Below are 24744 nucleotides of genomic sequence, written 5' to 3'. Positions count from 1 at the left end.
GGAGGTCCCATGAATCGTGTCGCGGGCCGCGGTGGGGCGCGGCAGCGCTGGAGTGCGCGGCTGGCGTTCGTGGCGGTCGCCGGCGCGGTGGTGCTCCTGTTGTGCGTGGCGGGTTTCAGGAGCCTGGGACTGGTGGCCGTCGGGGTGGCGGGGCCGGCCGTGTCGGCGGCGGCCGCGTGGTGGGCGCTGACGCGCCGGGGCGTCGTGAGGGGCATCGCCCTCGTGCTGGCCGCGGCGGCGCCGGTGGCCGTGCTCGTGTCGTACGTCGCGGCGAGGCTCCTTTGGGTCGTCCTCGTCGTGCTGGGGCTCTGGGTGCTGGCCGCCGCCGCGGGCTGGGCGGCGCTGCGGCCGGACACGGCCCCGGGCACGGCCCCCGGCCGTCCGGTCCCGCCGCCCGGGCACGCCTGTCTCCTGATGAATCCGCGCTCGGGCGGCGGGAAGGTGGGGCGTTTCCGGCTGCGGGAGAAGGCGGAGGCGCTCGGTGCGGAAGTGGTGCTGCTCGGCCCCGGCCGGTCCGGGGATGTCGCCGCCCTCGCCCGCGCCGCCCTCGCCCGGGGCGCGGACCTGCTCGGGGTGGCCGGGGGCGACGGGACGCAGGCGCTGGTGGCGGGGGTGGCGGCGGAGCACGGGGTGCCGTTCCTGGTGGTGCCGGCCGGGACGCGCAATCACTTCGCCCTGGACCTCGGGCTCGACCGGGAGGACCCGTCGCGGAGTCTGGAGGCGCTCACCGACGGGGTGGAGCTGCGGGTGGACCTCGGGCGCGTGGGTGGGCGCGTCTTCGTCAACAACGCGTCGTTCGGCGCGTACGCGGGGGTCGTGCAGAGCCCCGCGTACCGCGACGACAAGGCCGGCACCCTCATGCGGCTGCTGCCCGGCGTGCTGACCCGTCAGCACGGTCCGCGACTGCGGGTCGGCGCCGGTTCTGTCACCGTCGACGGCCCGCAGGCCGTGCTGGTGAGCAACAACCCGTACCGGGTCGGTGACCGGGCAGGGCTGGGCCGGCGCGACCGGCTCGACGGCGGAGTGCTGGGGCTCGTCAGCGTCAAGGTCGACAGTGCCGTCGAGGCGGCCGATCTGCTGCGCGGCCGGCACGCACCCGGTCTGGTCACGCTCACCTCGCGCGAGCTCGTGATCGACGCCGACCGGCCCGAAGTGCAGGTCGGTGTCGACGGCGAAGCGCTGACGCTTCCCACGCCCGTGCGCTGTACGTCGGAGCCCGGCGCGCTGCGGGTGAGGGTTCCCCGGCACCGACCGGGCGTCCCGGCGGCGCGGCCGCGGCTGGACTGGCGGCGTCTGTGGGGCCTCGCGTTCACGGCGGGCGGCCGTGCCCTACCTTCCGGCGCGGCCGTTCCCGGAGCCCGGGGGCGGTCCGGGAGCTGACCCGCGTCCGAGGGCGGACTGGACCGCCCCGACGACGACGTGGGCGGCGACGCCGACGAGAAGGATGTCGCCCACCATCTGCACCATGGTGGCGATCCGTGCGGGTTCCGTGCGGGGCGTGATGTCGCCGAAGCCGACGGTGCTGAACACCGTGAGGGCGAAGTACAGGGCGTCGGTCCGGCTGAGGGGTGCGGTGAAGTCGCCCGGCCGGGCCTGCTCCATGAGGTGGTACGTGGCCGCGAAGAGCAGCAGGAACAGCGGAACCGTGGTGGCCAGTGCCTCGACCGCCCGCAGCCGGGGCCGGGGCGACCGCAGGATCGAGCGGATCTGCCAGGTGAAGAGGGCCGCCACGGCCATCAGACCGAGGACGAGGCCCACGGCCGCGCTCCCTTCGAACCTCTGGTCCATGGGCAGGAGGTAATAGGCGAGGACAAGGCCCGTCGCCGTGCCGAGGGGCCGCAGCACCGCCTTCACCGGCCCGCCTCCCGCGTCAGCCGCTCCGCCGGCAGCCGGCGGGTGAACGGGAACGCGCCCAGGGTGATGGCCGCGGCGGCCAGCACGGAGGCCTTGAGGGCGTCCAGCTGCGCCGTGGCGTAGGAGTCGACGAGCGCGTCGGTCTCGGACAGCGGCAGCGAGGCCCGTTCGGCGGCGGCGCGCACCTGGTCCGTGCTCACGAAGCTGACCCCCGCCTCCATGGCGATGCCGGCCTCTTGGCGTGCCGCGTCCGAGATCTTCGGGTTGCCCTCGATCTGCGTGGTGAAGGCGTGGACCAGGGCGCCGATCAGCAGGGAGCCGATGAGCGCGGTGCCCAGGGACGAGCCGAGGTTCTGTGCGGTGTACTGCAGGCCGCCGGCCTCGCTGCGTTCGCCCTCCCCCACGCTGGACTGCACGACGTTGCCCAGCTGGGAGGCGAGGAGCCCCATGCCCAGGCCGAGGACGGCCATCGCCAGGCCGAAGGAGAGGTTGTCGATCCGGGGCTCGATCGTGGCCAGGAGCCACACCGCCGCCACGACGAGCACGAGCAGGCCCCAGCGCACCACCGTCCGGGGTGCGGCGATCCTGCTGAGCACCGGTCCGGTCATGGCGGACAGCAGCATGGTCACGGACACCGGCAGCAGGCGCAGCCCGGTCTCGAAGGCGGTGAGGCCCTGGACGACCTGGAGGTACAGCGGGATGACGAAGAACAGGCCGAGCAGGACGAGGTTCTGGCAGAGCAGCATGGTCAGCCCGGACCGCAGCGGCGCGACCGCGAACAGCGACAGGCGCACCAGGGGCTCCCTCCCCCGCCCCTGCTGCCGCCGCTCCCAGGAGCAGAACAGCCACAGCAGAACGCCGCCCGCGGCGATGACGAACACGGTCGGGGAGAAGCCGAGGAGGGTGAAGGGCGGGTTCCGGGGCTTCAGCCACCCCCAGGAGCTGCTCTGCAGGACGCCCAGGACGACGAGGGCGAGCCCGGCCGAGGACAGGGCGACGCCTCCTTTGTCCAGTGCGGTGCGCGGCTCCGGCGGAACGTCCGGGATCCACCGGACGACGCACAGCATGGCGATGACCAGCACGACCTCGCCGGCGAAGACCAGGCGCCAGGTCAGGTACGTGGTCACCCATCCGCCGAGCAGCGGCCCCACCGCGATGCCGGCGCCGGCCAGCCCTCCGATGACCCCGTAGGCGACCGACCGCTCCCGGCCCCGGTACGCGCCCGCGACGAGCGCCGCGAGCGCCGGGAGGACGAGGGTGGCACCGAGCCCCTCGACCACCGACCAGCCGAGTGCCAGCACCCACAGGGACGGCGCCAGGGAGGTGACGGCGGACCCGGCTCCGTACACGACGAGCCCGACGGTGAAGGCCCGGCGGCGGCCGAACGCGTCGCCCAGCTTCCCGCCGGTGATCATGAAGGCGGCCATGACCAGGGTGTAGAGGGTGATGACGGCCTGGATAGCCGTGACCTCGGTGTCGAAGTCCTCGACCAGTTTGCTGATCGAGACGTTCATCACCGAGGTGTCCAGCACCATCAGGAACTGGGCCGTCCCGAGCACGATCAGGGCACGCCATCGCTTCACGCCTGCACCTCTCCGCCTTCCGGTGCGCCCCGGTGACGGGCGAGCGGCCACTTGACCGCACTCTAGAACCGCGCGGCGGCCTGCCGGCGCCTTGCGCGGGGGTGTGTCGCCGGTCCGGCCCCGGCCCGGCTCCCGGGACGGGCCCGTGTGCGATCACCCGTCATGCGTGGTGAAGATGGAGGGTGACGCTGACCTGGTCGGGCGACCCGCTGCTGGCAGCGAAGCTCTCGGTGCCCGCCGCTCCTCGCCATCACGTCCCCCGGCCCCGGCTGCTCGGCAGGCTCGGTGACGGCGCACAGGGTCCGCTGACGCTGGTCACCGGCCCTGCCGGGGCGGGGAAGACCGTCCTCGCCGCCGCATGGGCGCGGGACGGCGGGCCCCCGGGGCCCGTGGCGTGGCTGACGCTCGGCCCGGACGACGCGGCGCCGGGCGTCTTCTGGAGCTACGTCCTGGAGGCCCTGGGGCGCGCGCTCCCCCGGCTGCCCGGCGGGATCGCCGTGCCCGACGGGCCCGGCAGCGTCGGCACTTCCCTGCTGACCCGGCTCGCCGCCGCGACGGAGCGCCTGCCCGGCCCCGTGGTCCTCGTCCTCGACGGCTTCGAGCACGTGACGGGCCGGCGCGTACCGGCCGGCCTGGAATTCCTCCTCGACCACTGCGGGCCCATGCTGCGGCTGGTCGTGACCAGCCGGCTGGAACCCCTGCTGCCGCTCCACCGCTACCGCGCGGAGGACCGGCTGACGGAGGTCCGCGGCGCCGACCTGGCCTTCACCGCGCACGAGACGGCCGCACTGCTGCGCGGGCACGGCCTCGGGCCGGGGGACGGGGTCGCCCGGGCCCTGACGCGGCGCACCGGAGGGTGGGCCGCCGGCCTGAGGCTGTGCGCCCTGGCCATGCAGCGCAGCGGCGATCCGGACGGCTTCACCCGCTCGTTCACCGGGACCGAGGAGGCGGTCTCCGGCTACCTGCTCGCCGAAGTGCTCGACACCCGGCCCGCCGCCACCAGAGAACTGCTGCTGCGCGCGAGTGTTCTCGACCGCCTCCACCCGGACCTGGTCAACGCCCTGACCGGGCGCAAGGACGCCGAGGCGGTCCTGGCCGGGCTGATCCGCGAGAACGCCTTCGTCGAACCCGTCCCCGGCACGGCGTGGTGCCGGGTCCACCCGCTGTTCACCGAAGTGCTCCGCGCCCAGCTGCGGATCCGGCACCCCGTCCTCGTACCGCGGCTCCACGCCCGTGCCGCCCGCTGGCTGGCCGGGGCGGGCCGCGTCACCGAGGCGCTGGAGCAGGCCGCGGAGGCCGGCGACTGGCGGTACGCCGCTTCCCTGGCCGTCCACCACTTGCTGGCCGGGGCCCTGTTCACGGCTCCGGAAGGCGAACGGGCCGAGCGGGCCCTCTCCCGTATGCCGCCCTCCGTGCCCGGTGCCGAACCCGCCCTGCTGGCGGCCGCCTGCCGGCTGGCGCGTCATGACCGCGCCGGCTGCCGCGAGCGCCTCGCCGCGGCCGAACGGCACCTGCGCCGCAACGGCGCCGAGCCGGACCCGGAGGTCGCGCTCACCCACGAGCTGCTGCACCTGTTGTGCGAGCCCCGGGCGGACGGGAACGCGAGCGAGGACGGCGAGGACGGCGGTACCGGCCGGCCCGGACCGGCCGAAGAAGCCGCGCGTGCCGTCTCCGACCTGATGAGGCGGGTGCCGCCCGAGCTGATCCGGGCCCACCCCGAGATCGAGGCGCTGCGGCTCCTCGGGCTCGCCCGGGCGTTCCTGGGCCGCGGGCACCTCACCGAGGCCCGCCGTCTCGGCACGGAGGCCGCCGGTGCCTGCACCACGGCGGCCTCGCTCCCCGTACAGCACATGTCCCTCGGGCTGCTCGCCCTGGCCGAGAGCGCCGCCGGGGCCCTGACCGCGGCCGAGGACCACGCACTGCGCTCGCTGGTGATCGCCGGCCAGTGCGGTGCCGCGCCGGACCGCCGGACCGGTGCCGCCCACGTCGCCCTGGCCGCGGTCGCGTGCGAGCGGGACGACCTGGAAGCCGCCCACCGCCGGCTCGGCCAGGCCCTCGAACGCCCCGACGTGCACGAGGATCCGCTCCTGGCGGCCGAGGCCGCCGTGCTCCGGTCCCGTCTCGAACTGGCCCGGGGGCACTGGGAGACGGCCCTCGCCGTCCTCCCCCGCCCGGGAGCGGACGACGCGCCGTGGCCCGCCCAGCGGCTCGCGCTCACCCGCTCGGCCGCGGCACTGGCCCGCGGGGATCACGAGGCCGCCGTCACCGCCGTGCACGGCACCCGGGCCGACGGCCCCGCGCCCCTCGTCGCCCTCGCCCGCGCCCACCTCGCCGCCGGCCGCACCGGCCGCTGCCTGCGCCTGCTGGCCCGCGCCGGGGACTCCCCCGACCTCAGCCTGCCGGACCGCGTGGGCGTCCAGCTGCTGCGGGCCCGGGCCGCGCTCCTGGCCGGCGACCGGGCGACCGCCGAGCGCCTCCTCGGCCGGACACTGGACACCGCCCGGCCCGAGCGGCTGCGCCGCCCCTTCCGTGACGCCGGCCCCTGGCTGCGCCACCTGCTGGACGGCGCCGGCGGCACCGGTCCCGCGCAGCACCGCGGCGCCTGGCTCACCGCGCTCGGGGACGCGGAGCCCCCGGGCCCGGCCCAGCCCCTCAGCAGCCGGGAACGCGAGGTGCTCCTGTGCGTGCAGAGGATGATGTCCGCCGACGAGATCGCCGCCGAACTGTCCCTCTCCGTCAACACCGTGAAGACCCACCTGCGCAGCGTCTACCGCAAGCTGAGCGTCTCCCGGCGCCGCGACGCCGTCGAGCGGGGCAGGGAGCTGCACCTCCTCTGACGCGCCGCCGTCGCCGCCTGTTGCGGGTGATGGCGGTGGCCTGCGGGCGGCGCACCCTGTCACCGTTGGTGGATCCCCGACGGTGGGAGCGGTTCGACCATGCGCTACGAATTCCGTGTGACGGGCGCCGTCTCCCGTCTCCTGACCGAGGCCTTCCCGGAGCTGAAGGCGGAACCGCTGCCCCGGCAGACGCTGTTCCACGGCACGGTCACGGACGAGGCCCACCTGTACGGGCTCCTCGCCCGCTTCCAGGACCTCGGCCTGGGCGTGGAGGAGATGCGCCGCCTGCCCGAGTGACGGACGGCGCACGGTTCACCCGCTGCGGGTGATGCGACCGCCGCCGCGCATCGGCCAGCCTGCGCGTAGGAACAGCCCTTCGAGCGTTCGGCGCGTGCCCGGTCCGGTCGGCACCCGCCCGCCGGAGGAGGGAGCAGGCCATGGATCCGCCTCGCGCTCACGGCCCTCAGGGCCCCGGGTACGGCGACGGCCCCCTCACCCCCAGCGAACGCCGTGACTACGCGCGCCTTCGCCACCGCGAGGACCTGCACCACCGGAGGCTGCGCTACGCGGCGGCGTCCGTCCTGCTCCTGCTCGCCTTCGTGCTCTCGCCGCTCGCCGTGGTGGCGGCCTGGGCGAACAGCCAGGTCTCGGACACCGACCGGTACGTCCAGACCGTCGCGCCACTGGCCAAGGACCCGGCCGTGCAGAAGACCGTCACCGACAAGCTGACCACACGGGTCGTCGACAACGTCGACATCAAGGGCATCACGGACGCCCTCGGCAACGCGGTCGCCAAGGCCGGTGCCCCACCGGGGATCGTGGACAAGTCGCACCTCCTCGCAGGCCCCCTCAAGAGCGCCCTCACCACAGCCGTCCACAACGTGGTCGACAAGGTCATCACGAGCGACCAGTTCGCGCAGCTGTGGGACGGGGCGAACCGGCGGGCCCACGCGGCCGTCGTCAAGACGCTCACCGGCGAGGGGAACAGCGCCGTGGAGGCGAAGGGCGACGCGGTCGTCCTGGACCTGGGCACCGTCGTGGACAAGGTCAAGGACAAGCTGGTCGGGGAGGGCTACGAGAAGGCCGCGAACATCCCGGACGTCGACAAGACGATCACCCTGTTCCGGACCGACAAGCTCGACGACGCCCAGAGCACCATGCGCCTGCTCGACGTCGTCGGGACGTGGCTGCCCGTCACCGCGGTCGTCCTGGCCGCGCTCGCCGTGTGGGCGGCCCCCTCGCACCGGGTGGCCCTCATGACCGCGGCCGTCGGCATCGGCGTGATGATGGTGCTGCTCCTGGTGGGACTCGTCGTCGCACGGCGCATCTACCTGGACTCCGTCCCGCCCTCCGTCCTGCCCGCGGACGCGGCCGCCTCGATCTACGACACCTTCGTCCGCTTCCTGCGCAACAGCACCCGCACGGTGCTCGTCGCGGCGGTCATCACCGCACTGGCCGGCTACCTCTACGGCCCCGGGCGCGGCGCCCGGTTCGTCCGCTCGGCGAGCACCCGGGCCACCGGTGCCACCGGCCGTGCCATGGCCCGCTCCGGTCTGCGCACCGGCGCCACGGGCCACTGGCTGGAGACGCACCGGCGCTGGACCACCGGCATCGTCATCGCAGCGGCGGCCCTGGCCCTGTTCCTCTGGAACTACCCCACGGCGGCGGTCGTCGCCCTGGTCCTCGGCATCGCCGTCCTCGTCCTGGCAGTCCTCGCGGTGCTCGGCGCCGCCTCCACCGTGAACAGCACGGAGAAACAGGGGAAGCCCTCATGAACGCACACGTCTATCTCGCCTACGACTACCCGCTCCTGGGCGCCTTCTGGACCGTCCTCTGGATCGTCCTGTGGGTCGCGTGGTTCATCCTGCTGTTCCGCGTCATCGGCGACATCTTCCGCGACGACGCGCTCAACGGATGGGCCAAGACCGGCTGGCTGCTCTTCACCATCCTGCTGCCCTTCCTGGGCGTCTTCGTCTACGTCTGCGCCCGCGGCAGGAGCATGGGCGCACGCGAACGCCGTCACCTCCAGGCACAGCAGGACGCGCTGGACTCGTACATCCGCGAGACGGCGGGCGGCACGGGCCGCAGGAGCGAGGCCGACGAGCTCATGAAGCTCTCGGAGATCCGTGCCCGGGGAGACATCTCCGACGAGGAGTTCCGCCGGGCGAAGGAGAAGATCCTGCACTGAGGAAGCGACCCCCGCACGCCCGGCTCGGAGGTCCGGCGGCGGGCGGCCGCTCCCTCAAGCGGTACGGGCCAGGTGGCCGGCCGCCGACTCCGCCAGGGCGCGGACCGCCGGGTGCCAGGGGCGGGCGGGCGGTCCCGTCAGGACGAGGCGGCGCGCGGTGCGGGGTTCCAGCGGCAGCAGGACCAGGTCGGGCGGGATGAACGAGCGGGAGACCTCGGACAGGACGGTCACGCCGATTCCGGCCTGCACCATGCTGATCAGCGTCGCCAGGTCCCGTACCCGGTGGGTGGGGTCGAAGCGCAGCCCGGCGAGCCCGTGGATCGTGCGGATGCGGGCTTCGCAGCCGTTGGGCGAGATCAGGAACCGGTCGTCCTCCAGGTCCCGGATGTCGACGGACGGCTCGCCCGCCAGGGGGTGGTCCCGGGACAGCAGGGCCCGGTAGTGGTCCGTGGCGAGCAGGACGCCGGGGCCGGGCGGCGGGTCGATCAGGATCGCGGCGTCGGCCGTCCCGTCGGTCAGCCACACCGACACTTCGGCGCTGTCGCCCTCGAAGACCCGCACCGTGATCCGCGGCTGGTCCTCCCGCCAGTGCCGGAGCAGGCCGGGGACCATGCCCTGGCAGACCGTCGGCGTGGCGGCCAGCCGCACGACGCCGGTCATGGCCCCGCCGGCCTCGGCCGCGATCCGCTCCACGGACCGGGCGGCCGACAGCGCGATGCGGGCGTGCGGCAGGACCCGCTCCCCGAGCGCCGTGGTCCTGGCCGGGGTGGCACGGACCAGGAGCGGGGCGGCCAGTTCGCGTTCCAGGGAGGCGACGGCGTGGGACACCGCCGACTGGCTCATGCCCAGTTCGGCGGCGGCCGCGCTGAAGCCGCCGGTGTCGACGACGGCGAGGAAAGCCCTCAGTTGAGGGAGGTTGACGGACATGCACCGGCCTCATATGCGTATGACTTCCATGCGTTGGATCAATCGTGCCAGGTCGGTGAGGCTTGCTCCGTGCCGCCGGGACCGCCGGCGGCGGACCGCGCACCCGCAGCGGACCACGTACGCACGGAGGAGAAGAACATGCCGTACTTCCGGGTCACCGTCACCGACCCCGGCCTCCCGGCCGACGTCCAGCACGCCCTCGCCGAGGGGCTGACCGAGCTGGCCGTGTCGGTTCTGCGCAAGGACCGGGCGCGCACGATCGTCCACATCAACCCGGTGCCTTCCGGCAGTTACTTCGTCGGCGGGAAGGCCCTGACCGGCGAGCGCGACGCGCACGTCGAGGGCAGCCTCACCGCCGGCACGAACAGCGCCGCGGAGAAGGCCGCGTTCATCGCCCGGGCCGGCGAACTGCTGACCGGCCTCCTCGGCCCGCTCCCCCGGTCCGGTGTCGCGCTGCACGAACTGCACCCGGAGAGCTACGGCTACAACGGTGTGACCCAGTTCGACCACTACCGCTCCCGGCAGACGGGCTGACGTACGGGGCCGCGGCGCACGGGCGGGAAAAGCGTTTGACGCCCGGAGGCGTCCGGCGATCGGATGGTGGCCCGTGAGCACAGGGCAGATGCACGCCGACGAGCACCCGATCGGCGAGAACCTCGTACGACGGCTGATCGCCGGGCAGTTCCCGCAGTGGGCGGGGCGGGCCGTGGAACGGTTTCCGTCCGGCGGCACCGTCAACGCCATGTACCGGCTCGGCGACGACATGGTCGTACGGCTGCCGCTGGTGCGGGGCGGAGCCGCGGACGTGTCGCTGGAGCAGGAGTGGCTGCCCCGCCTCGCGCCCCGGCTGCCCGCGGCGATTCCCGAGGTGCTCGGGGCCGGGGAGCCCGCCGACGGGTATCCGTGGCCCTGGTCGGTGCACCGGTGGCTGACGGGTGAGAACCCCGTGGCGGGGGCGCTGAGCGAGCCCGTGCTGCTGGCCCGGGACTTGGCCGGGTTCGTGGCGGCGATGCGGAGCGTCACCCTGCCGGGGGCGCCGCCGGCCCACCGCGGCGGGCCGCTCGCCTCGCTCGACGAGGCGACCCGGGCGGCGATCGGGGATCTGCGCGGGATCCCGCAGGAGGGTGTCGACTGCGACGCCGTGACCTCGGTGTGGGAGGACGCCCTGCGGGCCCCCGCCTGGGACGGGCCGCCGGTATGGCTGCACGCCGACCTCATGCCGGGCAACCTGCTGGTGGACGGAGGCAGGCTCTCCGCGGTGCTCGACTTCGGATGCGCGGGGGCGGGCGATCCGGCCTGCGACTTGTTCCCGGCGTGGAACCTGCTGCCGCCCGGCGCGCGGGAGGCCTTCCGCGAAGCGCTCGGCGTGGACGACGCGACCTGGGCCCGCGGACGCGGCCGCACCCTCTCGCAGGCCCTGATCGCGCTGCCGTACTACCGGAGCACGAACCCGGCGATGGCCCGCAACGCCCGCCACGTGATCCGGGCGGTGCTGGACGAGGTCCGAAGCGGCGGCCGCGGGGCGGCACGCGCCCGGACGCGCTAGAAGTGGACCTCCTCGCAGGCGCGGCCACGGGATTCGAGGCGGCCGTTGACGTGCTCCCAGCCCTCCGCGCACACCACCGAGCGGTTCGGCAGGTCGCGGCCCACGTGCACCGTGTACTGCTGGTGGTACCCCCAGTAGCCCGTCGCGCTGTTGGCGTTCAGGCCGCCGCCCCAGATGTGGAAGTGCCCGGTGAAGTCACCGTTCCACGTCGTCGACGCCGAGACCGAGTCGACGTGGAGACCCGCCCCCTGCACGGAGATGCACGTCCGGTGGTTGCAGCCCCGCGACCCCGCTTCCGCGGAAGGCACACCGGCCGCAAGGAGCGCCAGTGCGCCGACCGCGCTCAGACCCGTGCGCAGCGCCCAACTCGTCTTCTGTCCCACGATGGTTCACGTCTCCTGGTCTCGTGGCGGGGATGACGGGGTGATCTTGCCGGCGGTTCCGCCCCGCGCCCTCGCCCGGCGCCCGGATTACACCTGAACGGCTGATGCCGTGCGGCCACGGGCCGTGCCGGCCGCTCACGCGGCGGCGGTCTCCCGGCCCGGCTGCGACGCCGTGTCGATCACCTCGTCGAGGATGTCGCGGGTGCGGACCAGGTCGGCGATCATCCGGTCGATGCGCTCCCGCTCCCCGGCCAGTTCGGCGACCAGGCGCCCGGTCGCCCGTTTTGACGGGCCGCCGTCCGGGTCGCGCATGCACGGCAGCAAGTCCCCGATCTTCGCGCTGTTGAGCCCCGCGGCGAAGAGCACCTGGATCCGGATGACCCGGTCGACCGCCCACTCTCCGTACTCCCGGTGCCCGCCGGGGGTCCGCTCGGCGGTCAGCAACCGCTGCTTCTCGTAGTAGCGCAGCGACCGCTCGCTCACACCGGTCCTCCGGGCCAGTTCACCGATCCGCACGCCGCCTCCCGACTTGAACCTGACACTGGTGACAACTTCTACCGTACGGGCATGACGAACGCACCCGTGAACACCGGTCTCTTCTCCCCCTTCCGCCTCGGCCCGCTGCACCTGCCGAACCGCCTGGTCATGGCCCCTCTGACGAGGAACCGGGCCGGTGCGGACGGCGTACCGCTGCCGATCATGGCCACCCACTACGCGCAGCGCGCCTCCGCCGGCCTGATCATCGCCGAGGGCACCACCCCGAACGCCGTGGGCCAGACGTACGCGAACATCCCCGCCATCCACCGCCCGGAGCACGTGACCGGCTGGCGGCGGGTCACGGACGCGGTGGGCGCCGCGGGCGGGCGGATGTTCCTGCAGCTGCAGCACGGCGGCCGGGTCGGTCACCCGGACAACAGCGGGCTGGTGCCGGTCGCGCCCTCGCCGCTCGCGCTTCCGGAGACCATCCACACGCCCGCCGGACGCCGGCCTTCCGCCGTGCCCCGTGAGATGACCGCCGGCGACATCCGCTCCACGGTCGCCGACTTCGCGCAGGCCGCCCGCAACGCCGTCGAGGCGGGCTTCGCCGGAGTGGAGGTGCACGCCGCCAACGGGATGCTCCTCCACCAGTTCATGGCACAGAACACCAACCGGCGCACGGACGCCTACGGCGGCTCCGTGGCGGGCCGCGTCCGCTTCGCGGCGGAGACGGTGCGCGCCGTGGCCGACGCGATCGGTCCTGAGCGGGTGGGGCTGCGGATCTCCCCGGCGAACACGGTCAACGGCATCGACGAGGGCGACACCCACCGCATCTACCCGGCCCTCCTCGACGCCGTCGCGGACCTCGGACTGGCCTACCTGCACGTGCTGTTCGCCGACCCGGACCAGGCCCTGTACCGGCGGATCCGCGGCGACTGGTCCGGCGTGCTGATGGCCAACCCCGACCTGCGCCGGTTCCCGGGCCTGCCCGCCGACGGCGGGCGGAGCGCCGGCGAGCGCCTGCTGGCCTCGGGCGCCGACCTGATCTCCCTGGGCCGCGGCTTCATCTCCAACCCCGACCTGGTCGAGCGCCTGCGTGCCGGTGCGCCGCTGAACCCGGTGCGCGAGCAGTACTCGATGTACGTGGGCGGCGAGACCGGCTACAACGACTACCCGGTGCTGGGCGCGGCCGGCGACCGAGGCCGCGTCCTCGCTGTCACGGGTGAACGCTCAGGTGCGTGAAGGCGATCGTGTGCTTGATGCCGCCGGCGAGCACGCAGTCGGTCGGCAGGCCGGCGGGCAGCGTGTGGATGGTCTTCTCGGCGACCGACCCCTTGCCGCGTCCGGCGACGACCACGCCGTCGAGCACCGCGGTGTTGACGCCCACGAGCCGGACGGAGGGACCGGAGCGGTACGCGATGACGGTCGTGCCGCCGTCCGCGTAGTGCAGGGTCTCCTCCGACCGGTTCCCGGCGAGGAGCAGGCAACTGCCTCCGGTGGTGCCCTCGGTGTGGTACGTGGCCGTGACCAGGTGCCCGGGGCCGTCCGCGCAGTGGTACGTGCCGTCGACGCTGACGGTCGAAGGGCTGCTGGAGAGGCCGAGCCCGGGGGTGTAGGTGATGTCCTCCCGGCCCGAGCAGTCCACGGCATGACCATGGCCACCACCATGGGCCTGGGCCACCGGTGCTCCTCCGGCGCTCGCAGCGACCAGGGCGAGGGAGGACAGAGCGATCCCGATGCCACGCTTGCCGACCATGGGTACTCCTTCGTTTCCTGCACGTGCGCCGGCCACGGCGCGACTGACGGCCACTTGGCTACCCCTCGCGCCCCGGGTTCCATCGCCTTCCCCGGGCCTCCGAAAGCACCGCAGGCCCTCCACGCCGCATGACGCGCTTTCACTCCCGGCTTCACGCCCTGCCGGACGGGCCGGGCCCGCGTCACCGTGGGCTGTCCCGTACCGAGCAGACGCGGTCGCCGGCGCGACCGCCCTTGGGAGGCCTGATGAGCGACATGAGCCCGGCGGCTCCCCGGGTGGCCTCCGTGGCGGTGTCCGCGCCCCCGCACCGGCACCGGCAGGGGGACATCGCCGCGGTGTTCGCCGAGGCGTTCCTCTCCGCCGATGCGGTCGTGCGCCGGCAGTTCACCGGCATCGCCGCGCACACGGGCATCGCGTACCGCAATCTGTCCCTGCCCCTGGCCGAGTACCGCCGGCCGCGCACGTTCACCGAGTACAACGCGACGTGGACCGCCACCGCCCGCCGGGTCGGGCTCGACGCCCTCGAACAGGCCCTGGCCGCGGCGGGCGTACGGCCCGGCGAGGTCGGGGCCCTCGTCACCACGACCACCACCGGGGTCTCCGTCCCCTCCTTCGACGCCGAGCTCGTCCAACGGGCCGGCCTGCCCGGTCACGTGGCCCGCATGCCGCTGCTCGGCCTCGGCTGCGCGGGAGGTGCCGCGGGTCTGTCGCGGGTGCACGACTACCTGAGGGGCCGGCCCGACGACGTGGCCGTGCTGGTCTCCGTCGAGCTGTGTTCGCTGAACTTCCAGTACGCGGACACGTCCGTCGCCAACCTCGTCGCCACCAGCCTGTTCGGCGACGCGGCCGCCGCCGTCGTGGTCCTCGGCGCCCACCGGGCCCGGGAGGCGGCAGGCCCGGCGCTGGTGGCGGCCCGCAGCCGACTGCACCCGGGGACCGAACACCTCATGGGCATGCGTGTGGGCACCGGCGGCTTCGCCGCCTTCCTCTCCCCCGAGGTCCCCGGCTTCGCCGAGAAACACCTCCCCGGCGAGGTCCACGGCTTCCTCGCGGGCCACGGGCTGAGCACGGAGGACGTCGCCGCCTGGGTCTGCCACCCCGGCGGCCCGAAGATCATGGAGGCCCTGGACCGCGGCCTCGGTCTGCCGCCCGGGGCGCTCGCGCGTTCCCGGGACTCGCTGGCCGAGTACGGCAACGTATCCTCCGCCTCGGTGCTCGACGTCCTCCGCAGGACCCTCGCCGCACCGCCCGCCACGGGCTCCGCCGGCCTCCTCCTCGCCCTCGGGCCGGGCCTCACGAGCGAACTGCTGCTCCTGGCCTGGTGACGGCTACGGGCCCCTGCCCGTCTCAGCCGGCTCCCACCGCCGGATACGGCGCCAGTGCGCGCCGGTCGGGATCCACGGCCAGGCGCCCGCCCGCCGGCGGGCGGGCCCGCTGCGCGCAGTCGCGCCGTTCGATGGAGGACGCGGGCCTGGCCGGCCTGCACCTGGAGGACCAGGTCAACCCCAAGCGGTGCGGCCACCTCGACGGCAAGGCCGCGGTGCCGCGCACCGACATGGTCCGGCGGGTGCGGGCCGCCGCCGGCGCCCGCCGCGACCCGGACTTCCTGCTGACGGGCCGCACCGACGCCCGCGCCGCCGAGGGCGCGACGCCGTGGCCCGCCGCAAGGGCATCCACCCCGACCCGGACTACCCGTCCGGCCTCGCCCACCACCTGAGGGGGCTTCGGCGTCTCCACGTCACGCCCGTCTTCGTGATGAGCCGGATCGCCGGCCGGACCGCCCACGTCATCGGACAACTCGCTCACAACGCCCTCATCCAGCCCTTGGGCGCCTGCACCGGGCCGGACCCGCGGCCGGTCCCCGCGTAGGTGTGGAAGCCCCGGCCCGTCTTGCGCCCGAGGAGGCCCGCCTGGACCATCCGCTGCAGCAGCGGGGGCGGGGCGTAGAGGGGCTCCTTGAACTCCTCGTAGAGGGCTTCCGCGATGGAGGCGACGGTGTCCAGCCCGATGAGGTCGGCCAGTTTGAGCGGGCCCATGGGGTGGGCGCACCCCAGCTCCATGGCGGCGTCCACGTCGGTGGCACCGGCGAAGCCCGACTCGGCCATGCGGACGGCCGCGAGGAGGTACGGGACGAGCAGCGCGTTGACGACGAACCCGGCCCGGTCCTGCGAGCGGACGACGGACTTGCCCAGCGCGGCGGCGAACTCCTCGACGGCGGTGACGGCTGCGGGCGCGGTGTGCAGGGACGCCACCACCTCCACCAGGGGCAGGACGGGCACGGGGTTGAAGAAGTGCAGGCCCACCACGCGGTCGGCGCGCCGCGTGGCCATGCCGAGCCGCATGACGGGGATGGAGGAGGTGTTGGTGGCGAGGATCGCCGCCGGGTCTTCGACGATCTTGTCAAGGGCGGCGAAGACCTCGGTCTTCACGTCCGCGTCCTCGACGACGGCCTCGATGACGAGCCGGCGGTCGGCCAGTTCGTCGAGGCTGCCGGTGAAAACGATACGGGCCAGGGCGTCCTCGGCGGTCGTACGGTCCAGCTTGCCCTTGCCGACGGCGCGTTCGAGGGAGGCCGTCACGCGGTCGCGCGCGGCGCGGGCGGCGGTCGCGTCCGCCTCGCAGACGACGGTGTCGAGGCCGGCGCGAGCGCAGACCTCGGCGATCCCGGCGCCCATCTGACCGCCGCCGACCACCCCGACCCGCCGGATGGGTGCCGTCATGACCGCACCTCCGTCCGGCCGGCGAGGTACCGCAGGGCGACGGCGCGGTTCGCGCGGACGCCTTCCTCCGTCGGCGGGCCGGTGATCTCCACCCGGCGGTCCGGGAGGCCGGGCGCGGGCGGCGCGACGCGCCTGACGCGGTCGGTGCGGACGGCGGCGGTCACGAGCGGGAAGTCGAGAGCGGCGCCGGAGGCGAGGAGCAGGGCGCGGCGGCGCCGTTCCCTGAGCAGCTCGGTGCGCCGCCCGGCGAAGGCCGCGTCGAGGCGGCCGAGGAAGTCCGGCGCTTCGGGCGTGAGGATCTCGTCGTGGCGGTGGCCCGGCGGGCCGGAGACCTCGACGCGGCCTGTCAGTTCGGTGAGGGGCATGCGGCTCTCCATCTGCGGAGCGGTGAGGGCCGGACGGGGAGGTCGTCCGGCCCTCACCTGGTCATGAGCGCGGGCGGGCGGGCGGGTACGCGGGTGCGCGGGGCGTTCCTAGTGGAACTGCTCCTCCTCGGTGGAGCCGGTGAGCGCGGTGGTGGAGGAGGCGGGGTTGACGGCGGTGGAGACGAGGTCGAAGTAGCCGGTGCCGACCTCGCGCTGGTGCTTGACGGCGGTGAAGCCGTCGGCCTGGGAGGCGAACTCGCGCTCCTGCAGGTCGACGTAGGCCGTCATGCCGTGCTCGGCGTAGCCGCGGGCGAGGTCGAACATCGCGTGGTTGAGGGAGTGGAAGCCGGCCAGGGTGATGAACTGGAAGCGGTAGCCCATCGCCCCGAGCTCGCGCTGGAACTTGGCGATCCGGTCGTCGTCCAGGGCCGCCTTCCAGTTGAAGGAGGGCGAGCAGTTGTAGGCCAGCATCTTGCCGGGGTGCTCGGCGTGGAGGGCCTCGGCGAACTCGCGGGCCTGGGCCAGGTCCGGGGTGCCGGTCTCGACCCAGATGAGGTCCGCGTAGGGCGCGTAGGCCAGGCCGCGGGCGATCACGGGGGCCATGCCGTTCTCGACCCGGTAGAAGCCCTCCGCCGTGCGCTCGCCGGTGCAGAACCGTGCGTCGCGCTCGTCGACGTCGCTGGTCAGCAGGTTCGCGGCGAGCGCGTCCGTACGGGCCACGATCAGGGTGGGGACGCCGGCGATGTCGGCGGCGAGCCGGGCCGCGTTGAGGGTGCGGATGTGCTGGGCGGTCGGGACGAGGACCTTGCCGCCCAGGTGGCCGCACTTCTTCTCGGAGGCGAGCTGGTCCTCGTAGTGGATGCCGGCCGCCCCGGCGGCGATCATCGCCTTGGTGAGCTCGAAGGCGTTGAGGGGGCCGCCGAAGCCGGCCTCGGCGTCCGCGACGATCGGCGCGAGCCAGTCGACGCCGGTGTCGGTGCCCTCGGCGGTGGCGATCTGGTCGGCCCGCAGCAGGGCGTTGTTGATGCGGCGCACCACCTGCGGCACCGAGTTGGCCGGGTACAGGCTCTGGTCGGGGTAGGTGTGCCCGGCCTGGTTGGCGTCGGCGGCGACCTGCCAGCCGGACAGGTAGATCGCCTGCAGCCCGGCCCTGACCATCTGGACGGCCTGGCCGCCGGTGAGCGCGCCGAGGGCGTGGACGTAGTCGCGGTCGTGGAGCTGCCGCCAGAGGCGTTCGGCGCCGCGCCGGGCGAGGGTGTGCTCCTCGCGGACGCTGCCGGACAGCTGGATGACGTCCTCCGCGCCGTAGGTGCGCTCGATGCCCTGCCAGCGGGGGTCGGCGGCCCACCGCTCCGCCAGTGCTTCCGCCGCCGTCTGTGCCTGAGCCATGATCGTCTCCCGGTGTCGCGTTCCGGACCGCGTCGAAGTTCCGTCGGTCCTGCTGTCGACGTTCTGTCAATCCTGCTAAGGGAGTCGCTCTCCCTCGGATGTCATGGCCCGCCGTGCCTTCACCGGTGCGCGAAGGGCGCTTCGCCGCTGGTTCCTGCGGGCCGCAGTAAGACTCTGACAGTGGCACTGAGTGCCATCAAGCATGGCCTTCTGCTCATTCTTGCGAATCTTCTCCCCGCGTTCCGCCAAGTCTGCGAAGGTTCAACTCCCTTCGTTTTCCTCCTCGCACACGGACAGGAGCCGATGGTGAGCAAGACGTACGCGGGAGCACGGCTGCGCAGGCTGCGCGAGGAGCGGCGGCTCAGCCAGGCCGAGTTCGCCCGCGTCCTGGCCATCTCCCCCAGCTACCTCAACCAGATGGAGCACGACTCCCGGCCGCTGACCGTGCCCGTCCTGCTGCGCCTGACCGAGGAGTTCGGCGTGGAACCCGGCTTCTTCTCCGGGCTCGGCACCGCCAGGGTCGTCGCCGACCTGCGCGAAGCCCTCGCCGAGGAGCTCTCGGCCGCCCGGGTCTCCCCGTCGGACCTCTCCGAACTCGCCTCCCGGCTGCCCTCCGTCGCCGCCGTCCTGCTCGACCTGGGCCGCCGCAACCAGGCCCTGACCGAGCGCCTGGCCGAGACGGCGGACGGCCGGGGCGGCGACGGAGGCCCGGCCGTGCCGCGCACGCCGCACGAGGAGGTCCGGGAGTTCTTCTACCGCCGCCGGAACTACCTCCACGACCTCGACCTCGCCGCCGAGGACCTGGCCGCCGGCCTCGGCATCCGGCCCGGCGGCGTGCTCCCGGCCCTCGCCGCGCGGCTCACCGAACGGCACGCCGTGCGACTGGCCACGGACTCCGGCCGCCTGCACCACTACGACCCGGCGCGCCGGGTCCTGCACCTCTCCGGCCGGCTCCGCCCCGGCCAGCGGGCCTTCCGGATGGCCACGCAGCTGGCCCTCCTCGAATGCGCCGGCGAGATCTCCGCCCTCGCCTCGGAGGACTACCCCGAGGACTCCACCGTGTGGTCGCTCGCCCGGATCGGCATCGCCAACTACGTGGCCGCCGCGCTGATCCTGCCCTACCGCGCCTTCCACACGACGGCCGAGGAGCTGCGCTACGACATCGAGCGGCTCGCCGACCACTTCGGGGTCGGCTACGAGACCGTCTGCCACCGGCTGAGCACCCTCCAGCGGCCGCGGCTGCGCGGCGTGCCCTTCTCCTTCGTCCGCGTCGACCGGGCCGGCAACATGTCCAAGCGGCAGTCGGCCACGGGCTTCCACTTCTCCCGCGCGGGCGGCACCTGCCCCCTGTGGAACGTGTACGAGGCGTTCGCCGCGCCCGGCCGGATCCACGTGCAGATCGCCGCCATGCCCGACGGGCAGCGCTACTTGTGGACCGCCCGCACCGTGACCCGGCAGCGCGGCGGCTGGGGCGAGCCCGGCAAGTCGTTCGCCATCGGCCTGGGCTGCGAGATCCGGCACGCCGGCCGGCTCGTCTACTCCGACGGCCTCGACCTGGGCAACGCCTCCGCCGCCACGCCCATCGGCATGGGCTGCCGCATCTGCGAACGCCTCGACTGCCCGCAACGGGCCGTACCGCCGCTCGGCCGCGCCCTGGCCGTCGACGAGAACAGCAGCACGTTCGTGCCCTATCCGGTGGCGCATGAGCGATGACGCCGGGGGCGAACCTCCGTAGTTGCAGAGGGTTCTCTGCAGAGACCTCTATGCAGAGAACCCTCTGCAACCTACGATGCCGGCATGCCTGAAGAACCCGAGCACGAGCACGTCCCGCAACCCGCGAGGCCCGAACGCCGCATCGACGCACGCAGCTTGCGGGGCCTGGCCCACCCGCTGCGGATGAGGATCTTCGAACTGCTCAGCCTGGACGGCCCCGCCACCGCCACGGGGCTCTCCGAGCGTCTCGGGGAGAACACGGGCACCGTCAGCTGGCACCTGCGCCACCTCGCGGAACACGGCTTCATCGAGGAGGAGACCGGGCGGGGCACGAAACGGGAGCGCTGGTGGCGCAGGGTCGCCACGGCCAACCGGCTCGACACCGCCGACTTCCGCGACGATCCCGACAGCCGTGGCGCGCTCTCGGTCTACCTGCACGAACTGACGCAGCAGCACTTCGGCAGGGTCACGCGCTACTTCACCGAAGAGTGGGACGACCGGTGGCGGAACGCCGGTACGGTCTCGGACTGGAGCACCCTTCGGCTGACGCCCGATCAGCTGGCCGCGCTCAACGCGGACCTGATGGCCGTCATCGCCCGCCACACCCCCGCCGCGGACGCCGAGCAGGCCCCGGAGGCGCTCCCCGTGGTCATCCAGCTCCAGTCCTTCCCCCGCAAGGAGCGTGGCACCGCATGACCGGGGACGGACGTGGCGGCCTCCTGCGGCGCCACCGGGACTTCCGGCTGCTGTGGTGCGGGGAGACCGCCGGCAAGTTCGGGGCGTCCGTCACCGGGGTGACGATGCCGCTGATCGCCGTCTCCGACCTGCACGCCGGCCCGTTCGAAGTCGGCCTGCTCACCGCGGCCTCCTGGGCCCCGTGGCTGATCATCGGCCTCCCGGTGGGCGCCTGGGTGGACCGGTGCCGGCGCAGGCCGGTCATGACGGGCGCCGCCGCGGTCTCCCTCGTCCTGTTCGCCGGTGTCCCGGTCGCCGCCCGGACCGGGCAGCTGAGCACGGGCCTGCTGCTGGCCGTCGCGCTCCTGGCGGGCACGGCCGCGGTGTTCTTCCAGACCGCCTACAGCGCCTACCTGCCCAGCATCCTGGAGCCCGCCGACCAGCCCGAGGGAAATGCCAAACTGCACGGCAGCGCGTCCGCCGCACAGATCGCCGGGCTCGGCTCCGGCGGCCTGATCGCCCAGTTCGCCGGCGCGGTCAACGGGATGTTCGCCAACGCCGCGACGTTCCTCGTGTCCCTGCTGTGCTTGTCGGGCATCCGGCACCGCGAGCCGCGCACCACCGGGGCGGCGCGTCGTCCCGGCTCCCTGACCGGTCAGATCGGCGAGGGCCTGCGGCTGGTGGCGCGGGACCCCTGGCTGCGCACGCTGACGCTGTTCGGCGCCACCTCCAACCTGGCCCTGATGGGGTTTCAGTCGATACTGGTGGTCTTCCTCGTCCGCACCGTGGGGCTGGCTCCCGGAACCGTCGGCGCCGTCGTCGCGGCCGCCGGCAGCGGAGGCATCGCCGGGGCCTTCGTCGCGCGCAGGGTCGCCGCCCGGGCCGGCACGGCACGAGCGATGCTGCTCTTCGAACTCGGCGTGCCCGCCTGCGCGCTGCTCATCCCGCTGACCACGGGCGGGGCCGGCGTCCTGCTCTACGTCGCGGGCGGCTTCTGCGTCTCCGCCGGCGTCGTGGCCGGCAACGTCGTCAAGGCGAGCTTCCAGCAGCGCTACTGCCCGCCCGGACTCCTCGGCCGCCTCACCGCGACCACGGCGTTCCTCAACTACGGGACCATCCCGCTGGGAGCGCTGCTCGGCGGCGCGCTCGGTGACGCCCTCGGCATCCGCACCGCCATGTGGATCACGACCGCGGGGGTCCCGCTCGCCGGGCTGGTCCTGCTCCTCTCCCCCGTCGGGCGGACCCGGGACCTGCCGGTGTCCCCGCTTCCGGAGGACACGGGGGAGGCCGTGCCCCGGCACCTCAGTCCGCGATGAGCACCGCCGCCCCGGTGACGCGGTCCGCCGCCAGGTCGGCGAGCGCCTCGTCCGCCCTGCTCAGCGGATAGCGCTGGACGTGGACGACGGGGCGGTGCCGCGCCACCTCGGCAAGATACGCGCGGCCGTCGGCGCGGGTGTTGGCGGTGACGCTGCGCAGGGTGCGCTCCTGGAAGAGGTGCCGCTGGTAGTTCAGGGCCGGGACGTCCGTCAGGTGGATGCCGGCCACGGCGAGCGTGCCCCCGCGGTCGAGGGCGGCCAGGGCGACGGGGACCAGGTCACCGACCGGGGCGAAGAGGATCGCCGCGTCGAGGGGCTCGGGCGGCGCGTCGTACGCGCCCGCGGCGGAGGCGGCCCCGAGGCCGAGGGCCAGGCGCCGCGCCTCCTCGGCGCGGGTCATCACATGGACCGTCGCACCCCTGGCCATGGCCAGTTGGGCGGTGAGGTGAGCGGAGGCGCCGAACCCGTAGACACCGAGGCGCCCGCCGGACGGCAGTTCCGCGCGCTCCAGCGCCCGGTAGCCGATGATCCCGGCACACAGCAGCGGCGCCAGCTCCTCGTCCGGCAGGCCCTCGGGCAGGCGGTAGGCGTAACGGGCGTCGACGACGGCGTGCTGCGCGTAGCCGCCGTGGAGGTCCCATCCCGTGTACCGCGAGTGCGGGCACAGGTTCTCCCGGCCGGCCGCGCAGTACCGGCAGGTCCCGCACGTGCCCGCCAGCCAGGCGATGCCCACCCGGTCGCCCCGGGCGAAGCCCCCGGCCCCGGGGCCCGTGGCGAGCACCCGGCCCACGACCTCGTGGCCCGGGGTGCAGTGCGGCACCCGTGGCGCCAGGTCCCCTTCGGCGAGGTGCAGGTCGGTGCGGCACACGCCGCAGGCCCGCACCTCGACGAGCAGCCCGGCGGGCCCCAGGGGGTCGAGGGGGCGCTCCACGCGCCGCAGGGGGTGCTCGGCGGCCGGTGCCGTGCGGTCGACGACCCAGGCCCGTGTGGTCCCCGCACCGTCCGTCGCACCATCCGTCCCGCTCGGCACCTCAGGCCTCCTTCTGCCGGCCACCGGCGGGCGCGGTCCTCTCCGGCCCGCCGGTTTCATGGTGCGCCGCCGCGGCCTTCTCCGCCAGCGAACCCGGCCGGGCAAGGCACACCGAGGGGCTCGGCCCGAGCAGCGTCACGGAAAGCAGCGTTACGGAGAGCAGCGGACCGGATGCGGGACCGGTCCGGAGGTCAGCTCCCGCGCTTCACCACCGCACCGCGGTGAAGTCGACCGGCCGCTGCTCCATGCGCTGGGTGCGCGCCGTCAGGTCCCTCATCCTTCCGGCCATGGCGGCGGCGGGCAGGAACATGCGGTCGCCGTGGCCCGGCAGCAGCCACTCGAACCGCAGCCGGCCGGCGGTCCGGGCCAGCGACGCCGCCAGCTCCCTGATGGAGTACCAGGTGACGCTCTCCGCCACCTCGATGTCGCTCGCCGAGCGCGACCAGTAGAAGCTGTCCCCGCTGAAGCAGTACCGCTCGTCGGCGACGTAGACCACGCTCCCCTCGGTGTGGCCGGGAAGCGGGTGGGCGACCACGCCGCCGGCGATCTCCACCGCTTCCGTGCCGCGCAGGACGCGGTCGGCGCCGGGAGCGGCGGCGAGGTCGCCCTCGTGGACCCACAGCCGGGCGCCGAACCGCCCGGCGTAGCGCGGGCCGTGCGCCGCGTGGTCGCGGTGGGTGAGGAGGACGTCGGTCACGGGACCGAGCCCCTCGAAGCGCGCGGCCAGCTGCTCGCTCCACCGCGGGGTGTCGATCATCATCAGCGCCCCGGAAGGCCGCCGCAGGAGATAGGAGTTGGCCGCGGCGGTGTGCGGGGAGTTGTGGCCGCAGAGGTACACGGTGTCGTCGAGGGGCAGGGGGAAAGGGTCCAGCTCCGGATCCAGCCGGCCGGAGGAGGTGCGGACGGAACGGGTGTGACAGGCGAACGCCGCCGCGTACAGCTGCCGTTCCTCCTCCTCGCTGCCGGGCTGACGGGTGATCACGGAGCGCCCGCCGGCCTCGCCGATCAGGCTCGGCGCGAGCTGCCGGGCGACGTCGCAGTCGGTGCAGCGGTCGTCCACGTACCAACCGGGGCCTTCTGCGGATCCGGAATGGGTGGTGTGCACATCGTTCACGGTGAGGCTCTTCCGACTGGGTCCGGGGCAGACCGGAGCAACCGGCCTTCGTGACAAGAAGGTTCACCGAAGGCCGCCTCGAAGCGGAAGGGGGCTCGGGTCTTGTTTCTCCCGGAGACGGCGTATCTCCCGGCTACCCTCGAGGCGGGGAATTTACGGTCCATATCGGTGCATATATCCGGTTGCGTCAGCGGAATCGTTCCGCGTCCGACCGTGGTGCTACGCACCCGGCTCCCCCGGGCATGCACGGTGTCCGTCGCCTGCCCGGTGACGGCAGCCGCGCCCGGTGGATCCGTCCAGTCCTCGCCCCCCCCCGCGACCGCGTCCAGGCCGTCATCTTCGCCTACGACACCGGCTTCGTCGCTCCCGCGCCGCGCGGCTCCTGAGACGTCCGGGCCGCGATTCCACTCCTGCGGAGGAGGGGACTCGCCGACGTTCATCTGCCAAATGCCCCGCATTCGGGTGCTTCGCAGATAAAGTCACATTGTGCCGTACCAGCGCTGACGTCGGGTCAACCTGTCGCGTCGGGGCCTCACCCAGGGGTCTCGGGCGGGGCTGGCAGCGCTGCCGCACCCGAGGGCTCTCTCAGGGTCTCGCCGGCCGGCGGGTCTCGTGGTCCGAGGAAAGGCGCACACAAGGTGCAGCACAGAAGGCCGAAGGCGCCCGTCGACAGGAACCAGGTCCGCAGCGTGGCCCGAACAGTGACGCCGTGGGTGGAGCTGCTGACGGCTGTGACCGCTCTGGCCCTGGTGATGACCGGAAGGGGCTGACCCGCGGGGCGTATCACCAGTACGCCCCGTGGAGCCAGCTCTTCGGCCGCCCGTCGCGGGACTCCGGGCCCGCGCCGGGCCCGGTTCACCCGGGCGCCCGC

General features: G+C 73.9%; 25 protein-coding genes and 2 pseudogenes. 15 read left to right on the top strand and 12 right to left on the bottom strand.

The genetic code is table 11. From position 1 onward, the window contains the following. The first annotated feature begins 9 nt into the window (after window positions 1-9). Complete coding sequence (locus ACOTKD_RS33605) at window positions 10-1380, top strand: diacylglycerol/lipid kinase family protein (RefSeq protein WP_424892786.1); 1371 nt, start codon at window positions 10-12, stop codon at window positions 1378-1380. Here the strand turns inward: ACOTKD_RS33605 and ACOTKD_RS33600 are convergent. Next, on the bottom strand, window positions 1330-1854 hold the full coding sequence (locus tag ACOTKD_RS33600) for a potassium channel family protein (protein WP_424892785.1): 525 nt from the start codon (window positions 1852-1854) through the stop codon (window positions 1330-1332). The two genes, ACOTKD_RS33605 and ACOTKD_RS33600, sit on opposite strands and share 51 nt — an antisense overlap. Continuing rightward, window positions 1851-3437, bottom strand: a complete 1587-nt coding sequence (locus ACOTKD_RS33595; RefSeq protein ID WP_424892784.1) for an MFS transporter — start codon at window positions 3435-3437, stop codon at window positions 1851-1853. The genes ACOTKD_RS33600 and ACOTKD_RS33595 overlap by 4 nt, the downstream gene beginning before the upstream one ends. 182 nt (window positions 3438-3619) lie before the next feature. Between ACOTKD_RS33595 and ACOTKD_RS33590 the strand changes: the two genes are divergently transcribed. From ACOTKD_RS33590 to ACOTKD_RS33575, 4 genes are all read left to right on the top strand, one after another. Next, complete coding sequence (locus ACOTKD_RS33590) at window positions 3620-6274, top strand: LuxR C-terminal-related transcriptional regulator (protein WP_424892783.1); 2655 nt, start codon at window positions 3620-3622, stop codon at window positions 6272-6274. A 99-nt stretch (window positions 6275-6373) separates the two neighbouring features. Beyond that, on the top strand, window positions 6374-6571 hold the full coding sequence (locus ACOTKD_RS33585; protein WP_424892782.1) for a hypothetical protein: 198 nt from the start codon (window positions 6374-6376) through the stop codon (window positions 6569-6571). 140 nt (window positions 6572-6711) lie between these two features. Next, window positions 6712-8049, top strand: coding sequence for a hypothetical protein (locus tag ACOTKD_RS33580; RefSeq protein WP_424892781.1), 1338 nt, complete (start codon window positions 6712-6714; stop codon window positions 8047-8049). Beyond that, window positions 8046-8462, top strand: a complete 417-nt coding sequence (locus ACOTKD_RS33575; RefSeq protein WP_424892780.1) for an SHOCT domain-containing protein — start codon at window positions 8046-8048, stop codon at window positions 8460-8462. The genes ACOTKD_RS33580 and ACOTKD_RS33575 overlap by 4 nt, the downstream gene beginning before the upstream one ends. Before the next feature lie 54 nt (window positions 8463-8516). Here the strand turns inward: ACOTKD_RS33575 and ACOTKD_RS33570 are convergent, their stop codons facing one another. Beyond that, window positions 8517-9389, bottom strand: coding sequence for a LysR family transcriptional regulator (locus tag ACOTKD_RS33570; protein ID WP_424892779.1), 873 nt, complete (start codon window positions 9387-9389; stop codon window positions 8517-8519). A 138-nt stretch (window positions 9390-9527) separates the two neighbouring features. Here ACOTKD_RS33570 and ACOTKD_RS33565 point away from each other — a divergent pair, with 138 nt between their 5' ends. Next, window positions 9528-9923 carry a tautomerase family protein gene (locus ACOTKD_RS33565; protein ID WP_424892778.1) on the top strand — a complete coding sequence of 132 codons (396 nt, stop codon included), beginning with the start codon at window positions 9528-9530 and terminating at the stop codon, window positions 9921-9923. Between the two features lie 88 nt (window positions 9924-10011). Beyond that, window positions 10012-10935 carry an aminoglycoside phosphotransferase family protein gene (locus tag ACOTKD_RS33560; protein ID WP_424892823.1) on the top strand — a complete coding sequence of 308 codons (924 nt, stop codon included), beginning with the start codon at window positions 10012-10014 and terminating at the stop codon, window positions 10933-10935. Here the strand turns inward: ACOTKD_RS33560 and ACOTKD_RS33555 are convergent. Both ACOTKD_RS33555 and ACOTKD_RS33550 read right to left on the bottom strand, forming a co-directional pair. Further along, window positions 10932-11318, bottom strand: a complete 387-nt coding sequence (locus tag ACOTKD_RS33555; RefSeq protein WP_424892777.1) for a hypothetical protein — start codon at window positions 11316-11318, stop codon at window positions 10932-10934. The two genes, ACOTKD_RS33560 and ACOTKD_RS33555, sit on opposite strands and share 4 nt — an antisense overlap. Before the next feature lie 135 nt (window positions 11319-11453). Beyond that, window positions 11454-11834 carry a MerR family transcriptional regulator gene (locus tag ACOTKD_RS33550; protein ID WP_424892776.1) on the bottom strand — a complete coding sequence of 127 codons (381 nt, stop codon included), beginning with the start codon at window positions 11832-11834 and terminating at the stop codon, window positions 11454-11456. A 51-nt stretch (window positions 11835-11885) separates the two neighbouring features. Between ACOTKD_RS33550 and ACOTKD_RS33545 the strand changes: the two genes are divergently transcribed. Further along, window positions 11886-13037, top strand: coding sequence for an alkene reductase (locus ACOTKD_RS33545; RefSeq protein WP_424892775.1), 1152 nt, complete (start codon window positions 11886-11888; stop codon window positions 13035-13037). On the opposite strand, the gene ACOTKD_RS33540 is transcribed toward ACOTKD_RS33545, so the two are convergent. Continuing rightward, complete coding sequence (locus tag ACOTKD_RS33540; RefSeq protein ID WP_424892774.1) at window positions 13012-13551, bottom strand: hypothetical protein; 540 nt, start codon at window positions 13549-13551, stop codon at window positions 13012-13014. The genes ACOTKD_RS33545 and ACOTKD_RS33540 overlap by 26 nt on opposite strands. A gap of 245 nt (window positions 13552-13796) precedes the next feature. Here ACOTKD_RS33540 and ACOTKD_RS33535 point away from each other — a divergent pair, with 245 nt between their 5' ends. The 3 genes and pseudogenes from ACOTKD_RS33535 (at window position 13797) to ACOTKD_RS33525 (ending at window position 15420) form a co-directional block, all read left to right on the top strand. Continuing rightward, entirely contained in the window at window positions 13797-14876 is a 1080-nt protein-coding gene (locus ACOTKD_RS33535) for a type III polyketide synthase (protein WP_424892773.1), read from the top strand. 128 nt (window positions 14877-15004) lie between these two features. Continuing rightward, a pseudogene (locus ACOTKD_RS33530) lies at window positions 15005-15196 on the top strand (methylisocitrate lyase); the annotation flags it as partial. Window positions 15197-15204: 8 nt separating this feature from the next. Further along, complete coding sequence (locus tag ACOTKD_RS33525) at window positions 15205-15420, top strand: citrate/2-methylcitrate synthase (protein ID WP_424892772.1); 216 nt, start codon at window positions 15205-15207, stop codon at window positions 15418-15420. Here ACOTKD_RS33525 and ACOTKD_RS33520 read toward each other — a convergent pair. The 3 genes and pseudogenes from ACOTKD_RS33520 to aceA all read right to left on the bottom strand — a co-directional run bounded on the left by ACOTKD_RS33520 (window position 15354) and on the right by aceA (window position 18025). Further along, the gene (locus ACOTKD_RS33520; RefSeq protein WP_424892771.1) at window positions 15354-16271 is read right to left on the bottom strand and encodes a 3-hydroxybutyryl-CoA dehydrogenase; all 918 of its coding nucleotides are present in this window, start codon (window positions 16269-16271) and stop codon (window positions 15354-15356) included. The genes ACOTKD_RS33525 and ACOTKD_RS33520 overlap by 67 nt on opposite strands. Window positions 16272-16342: 71 nt before the next feature. Beyond that, a pseudogene (locus tag ACOTKD_RS33515) lies at window positions 16343-16636 on the bottom strand (malate synthase A); the annotation flags it as partial. Window positions 16637-16744: 108 nt separating this feature from the next. Continuing rightward, on the bottom strand, window positions 16745-18025 hold the full coding sequence (gene aceA, locus ACOTKD_RS33510; protein WP_424892770.1) for an isocitrate lyase: 1281 nt from the start codon (window positions 18023-18025) through the stop codon (window positions 16745-16747). A gap of 306 nt (window positions 18026-18331) precedes the next feature. On the opposite strand from aceA, the gene ACOTKD_RS33505 reads away from it, so the two are divergent. The 3 genes from ACOTKD_RS33505 (at window position 18332) to ACOTKD_RS33495 (ending at window position 21729) form a co-directional block, all read left to right on the top strand. After that, complete coding sequence (locus tag ACOTKD_RS33505) at window positions 18332-19738, top strand: short-chain fatty acyl-CoA regulator family protein (RefSeq protein ID WP_424892769.1); 1407 nt, start codon at window positions 18332-18334, stop codon at window positions 19736-19738. A gap of 84 nt (window positions 19739-19822) precedes the next feature. Continuing rightward, the gene (locus tag ACOTKD_RS33500; protein WP_424892768.1) at window positions 19823-20434 is read left to right on the top strand and encodes a helix-turn-helix domain-containing protein; all 612 of its coding nucleotides are present in this window, start codon (window positions 19823-19825) and stop codon (window positions 20432-20434) included. Beyond that, entirely contained in the window at window positions 20431-21729 is a 1299-nt protein-coding gene (locus ACOTKD_RS33495; RefSeq protein ID WP_424892767.1) for an MFS transporter, read from the top strand. Before ACOTKD_RS33500 ends, ACOTKD_RS33495 begins: the two co-directional genes overlap by 4 nt. Here ACOTKD_RS33495 and ACOTKD_RS33490 read toward each other — a convergent pair. From ACOTKD_RS33490 to ACOTKD_RS33480, 3 genes are all read right to left on the bottom strand, one after another. Then, a complete protein-coding gene (locus ACOTKD_RS33490) occupies window positions 21716-22759 on the bottom strand; it encodes a zinc-binding alcohol dehydrogenase family protein (RefSeq protein ID WP_424892766.1) in 1044 nt (347 codons plus the stop codon). The two genes, ACOTKD_RS33495 and ACOTKD_RS33490, sit on opposite strands and share 14 nt — an antisense overlap. A 1-nt stretch (window position 22760) precedes the next feature. After that, window positions 22761-22898 (bottom strand): hypothetical protein, encoded by a 138-nt coding sequence (locus ACOTKD_RS33485; protein WP_424892765.1) that lies wholly within the window; start codon window positions 22896-22898, stop codon window positions 22761-22763. 66 nt (window positions 22899-22964) lie between these two features. Further along, window positions 22965-23873, bottom strand: a complete 909-nt coding sequence (locus ACOTKD_RS33480; protein ID WP_424892764.1) for a 4Fe-4S domain-containing protein — start codon at window positions 23871-23873, stop codon at window positions 22965-22967. 242 nt (window positions 23874-24115) lie between these two features. Here ACOTKD_RS33480 and ACOTKD_RS33475 point away from each other — a divergent pair, with 242 nt between their 5' ends. Then, on the top strand, window positions 24116-24259 hold the full coding sequence (locus ACOTKD_RS33475; protein ID WP_424892763.1) for a hypothetical protein: 144 nt from the start codon (window positions 24116-24118) through the stop codon (window positions 24257-24259). Window positions 24260-24744 lie beyond the last annotated feature (485 nt).

Origin of the sequence: Streptomyces sp. XH2 (genome assembly GCF_049725035.1) — a bacterium.
In the GTDB taxonomy this organism is placed as follows: Bacteria; Actinomycetota; Actinomycetes; order Streptomycetales; family Streptomycetaceae; genus Streptomyces; species Streptomyces roseoverticillatus.
This window is presented reverse-complemented; position numbering and strand designations above follow the sequence as displayed.

Bases quoted from the DNA above. Each gene is read 5' to 3' on its own strand.
- ACOTKD_RS33585 (WP_424892782.1), top strand. From the start codon at position 6,374: ATGCGCTACGAATTCCGTGTGACGGGCGCCGTCTCCCGTCTCCTGACC.
- ACOTKD_RS33545 (WP_424892775.1), top strand. From the start codon at position 11,886: ATGACGAACGCACCCGTGAACACCGGTCTCTTCTCCCCCTTCCGCCTC.
- ACOTKD_RS33495 (WP_424892767.1), top strand. From the start codon at position 20,431: ATGACCGGGGACGGACGTGGCGGCCTCCTGCGGCGCCACCGGGACTTC.
- ACOTKD_RS33535 (WP_424892773.1), top strand. From the start codon at position 13,797: ATGAGCGACATGAGCCCGGCGGCTCCCCGGGTGGCCTCCGTGGCGGTG.
- aceA (WP_424892770.1), bottom strand. From the start codon at position 18,025: ATGGCTCAGGCACAGACGGCGGCGGAAGCACTGGCGGAGCGGTGGGCC.
- ACOTKD_RS33605 (WP_424892786.1), top strand. From the start codon at position 10: ATGAATCGTGTCGCGGGCCGCGGTGGGGCGCGGCAGCGCTGGAGTGCG.
- ACOTKD_RS33500 (WP_424892768.1), top strand. From the start codon at position 19,823: ATGCCTGAAGAACCCGAGCACGAGCACGTCCCGCAACCCGCGAGGCCC.
- ACOTKD_RS33570 (WP_424892779.1), bottom strand. From the start codon at position 9,389: ATGTCCGTCAACCTCCCTCAACTGAGGGCTTTCCTCGCCGTCGTCGAC.
- ACOTKD_RS33520 (WP_424892771.1), bottom strand. From the start codon at position 16,271: ATGACGGCACCCATCCGGCGGGTCGGGGTGGTCGGCGGCGGTCAGATG.
- ACOTKD_RS33540 (WP_424892774.1), bottom strand. From the start codon at position 13,551: ATGGTCGGCAAGCGTGGCATCGGGATCGCTCTGTCCTCCCTCGCCCTG.
- ACOTKD_RS33565 (WP_424892778.1), top strand. From the start codon at position 9,528: ATGCCGTACTTCCGGGTCACCGTCACCGACCCCGGCCTCCCGGCCGAC.
- ACOTKD_RS33475 (WP_424892763.1), top strand. From the start codon at position 24,116: ATGCACGGTGTCCGTCGCCTGCCCGGTGACGGCAGCCGCGCCCGGTGG.
- ACOTKD_RS33560 (WP_424892823.1), top strand. From the start codon at position 10,012: ATGCACGCCGACGAGCACCCGATCGGCGAGAACCTCGTACGACGGCTG.
- ACOTKD_RS33580 (WP_424892781.1), top strand. From the start codon at position 6,712: ATGGATCCGCCTCGCGCTCACGGCCCTCAGGGCCCCGGGTACGGCGAC.
- ACOTKD_RS33575 (WP_424892780.1), top strand. From the start codon at position 8,046: ATGAACGCACACGTCTATCTCGCCTACGACTACCCGCTCCTGGGCGCC.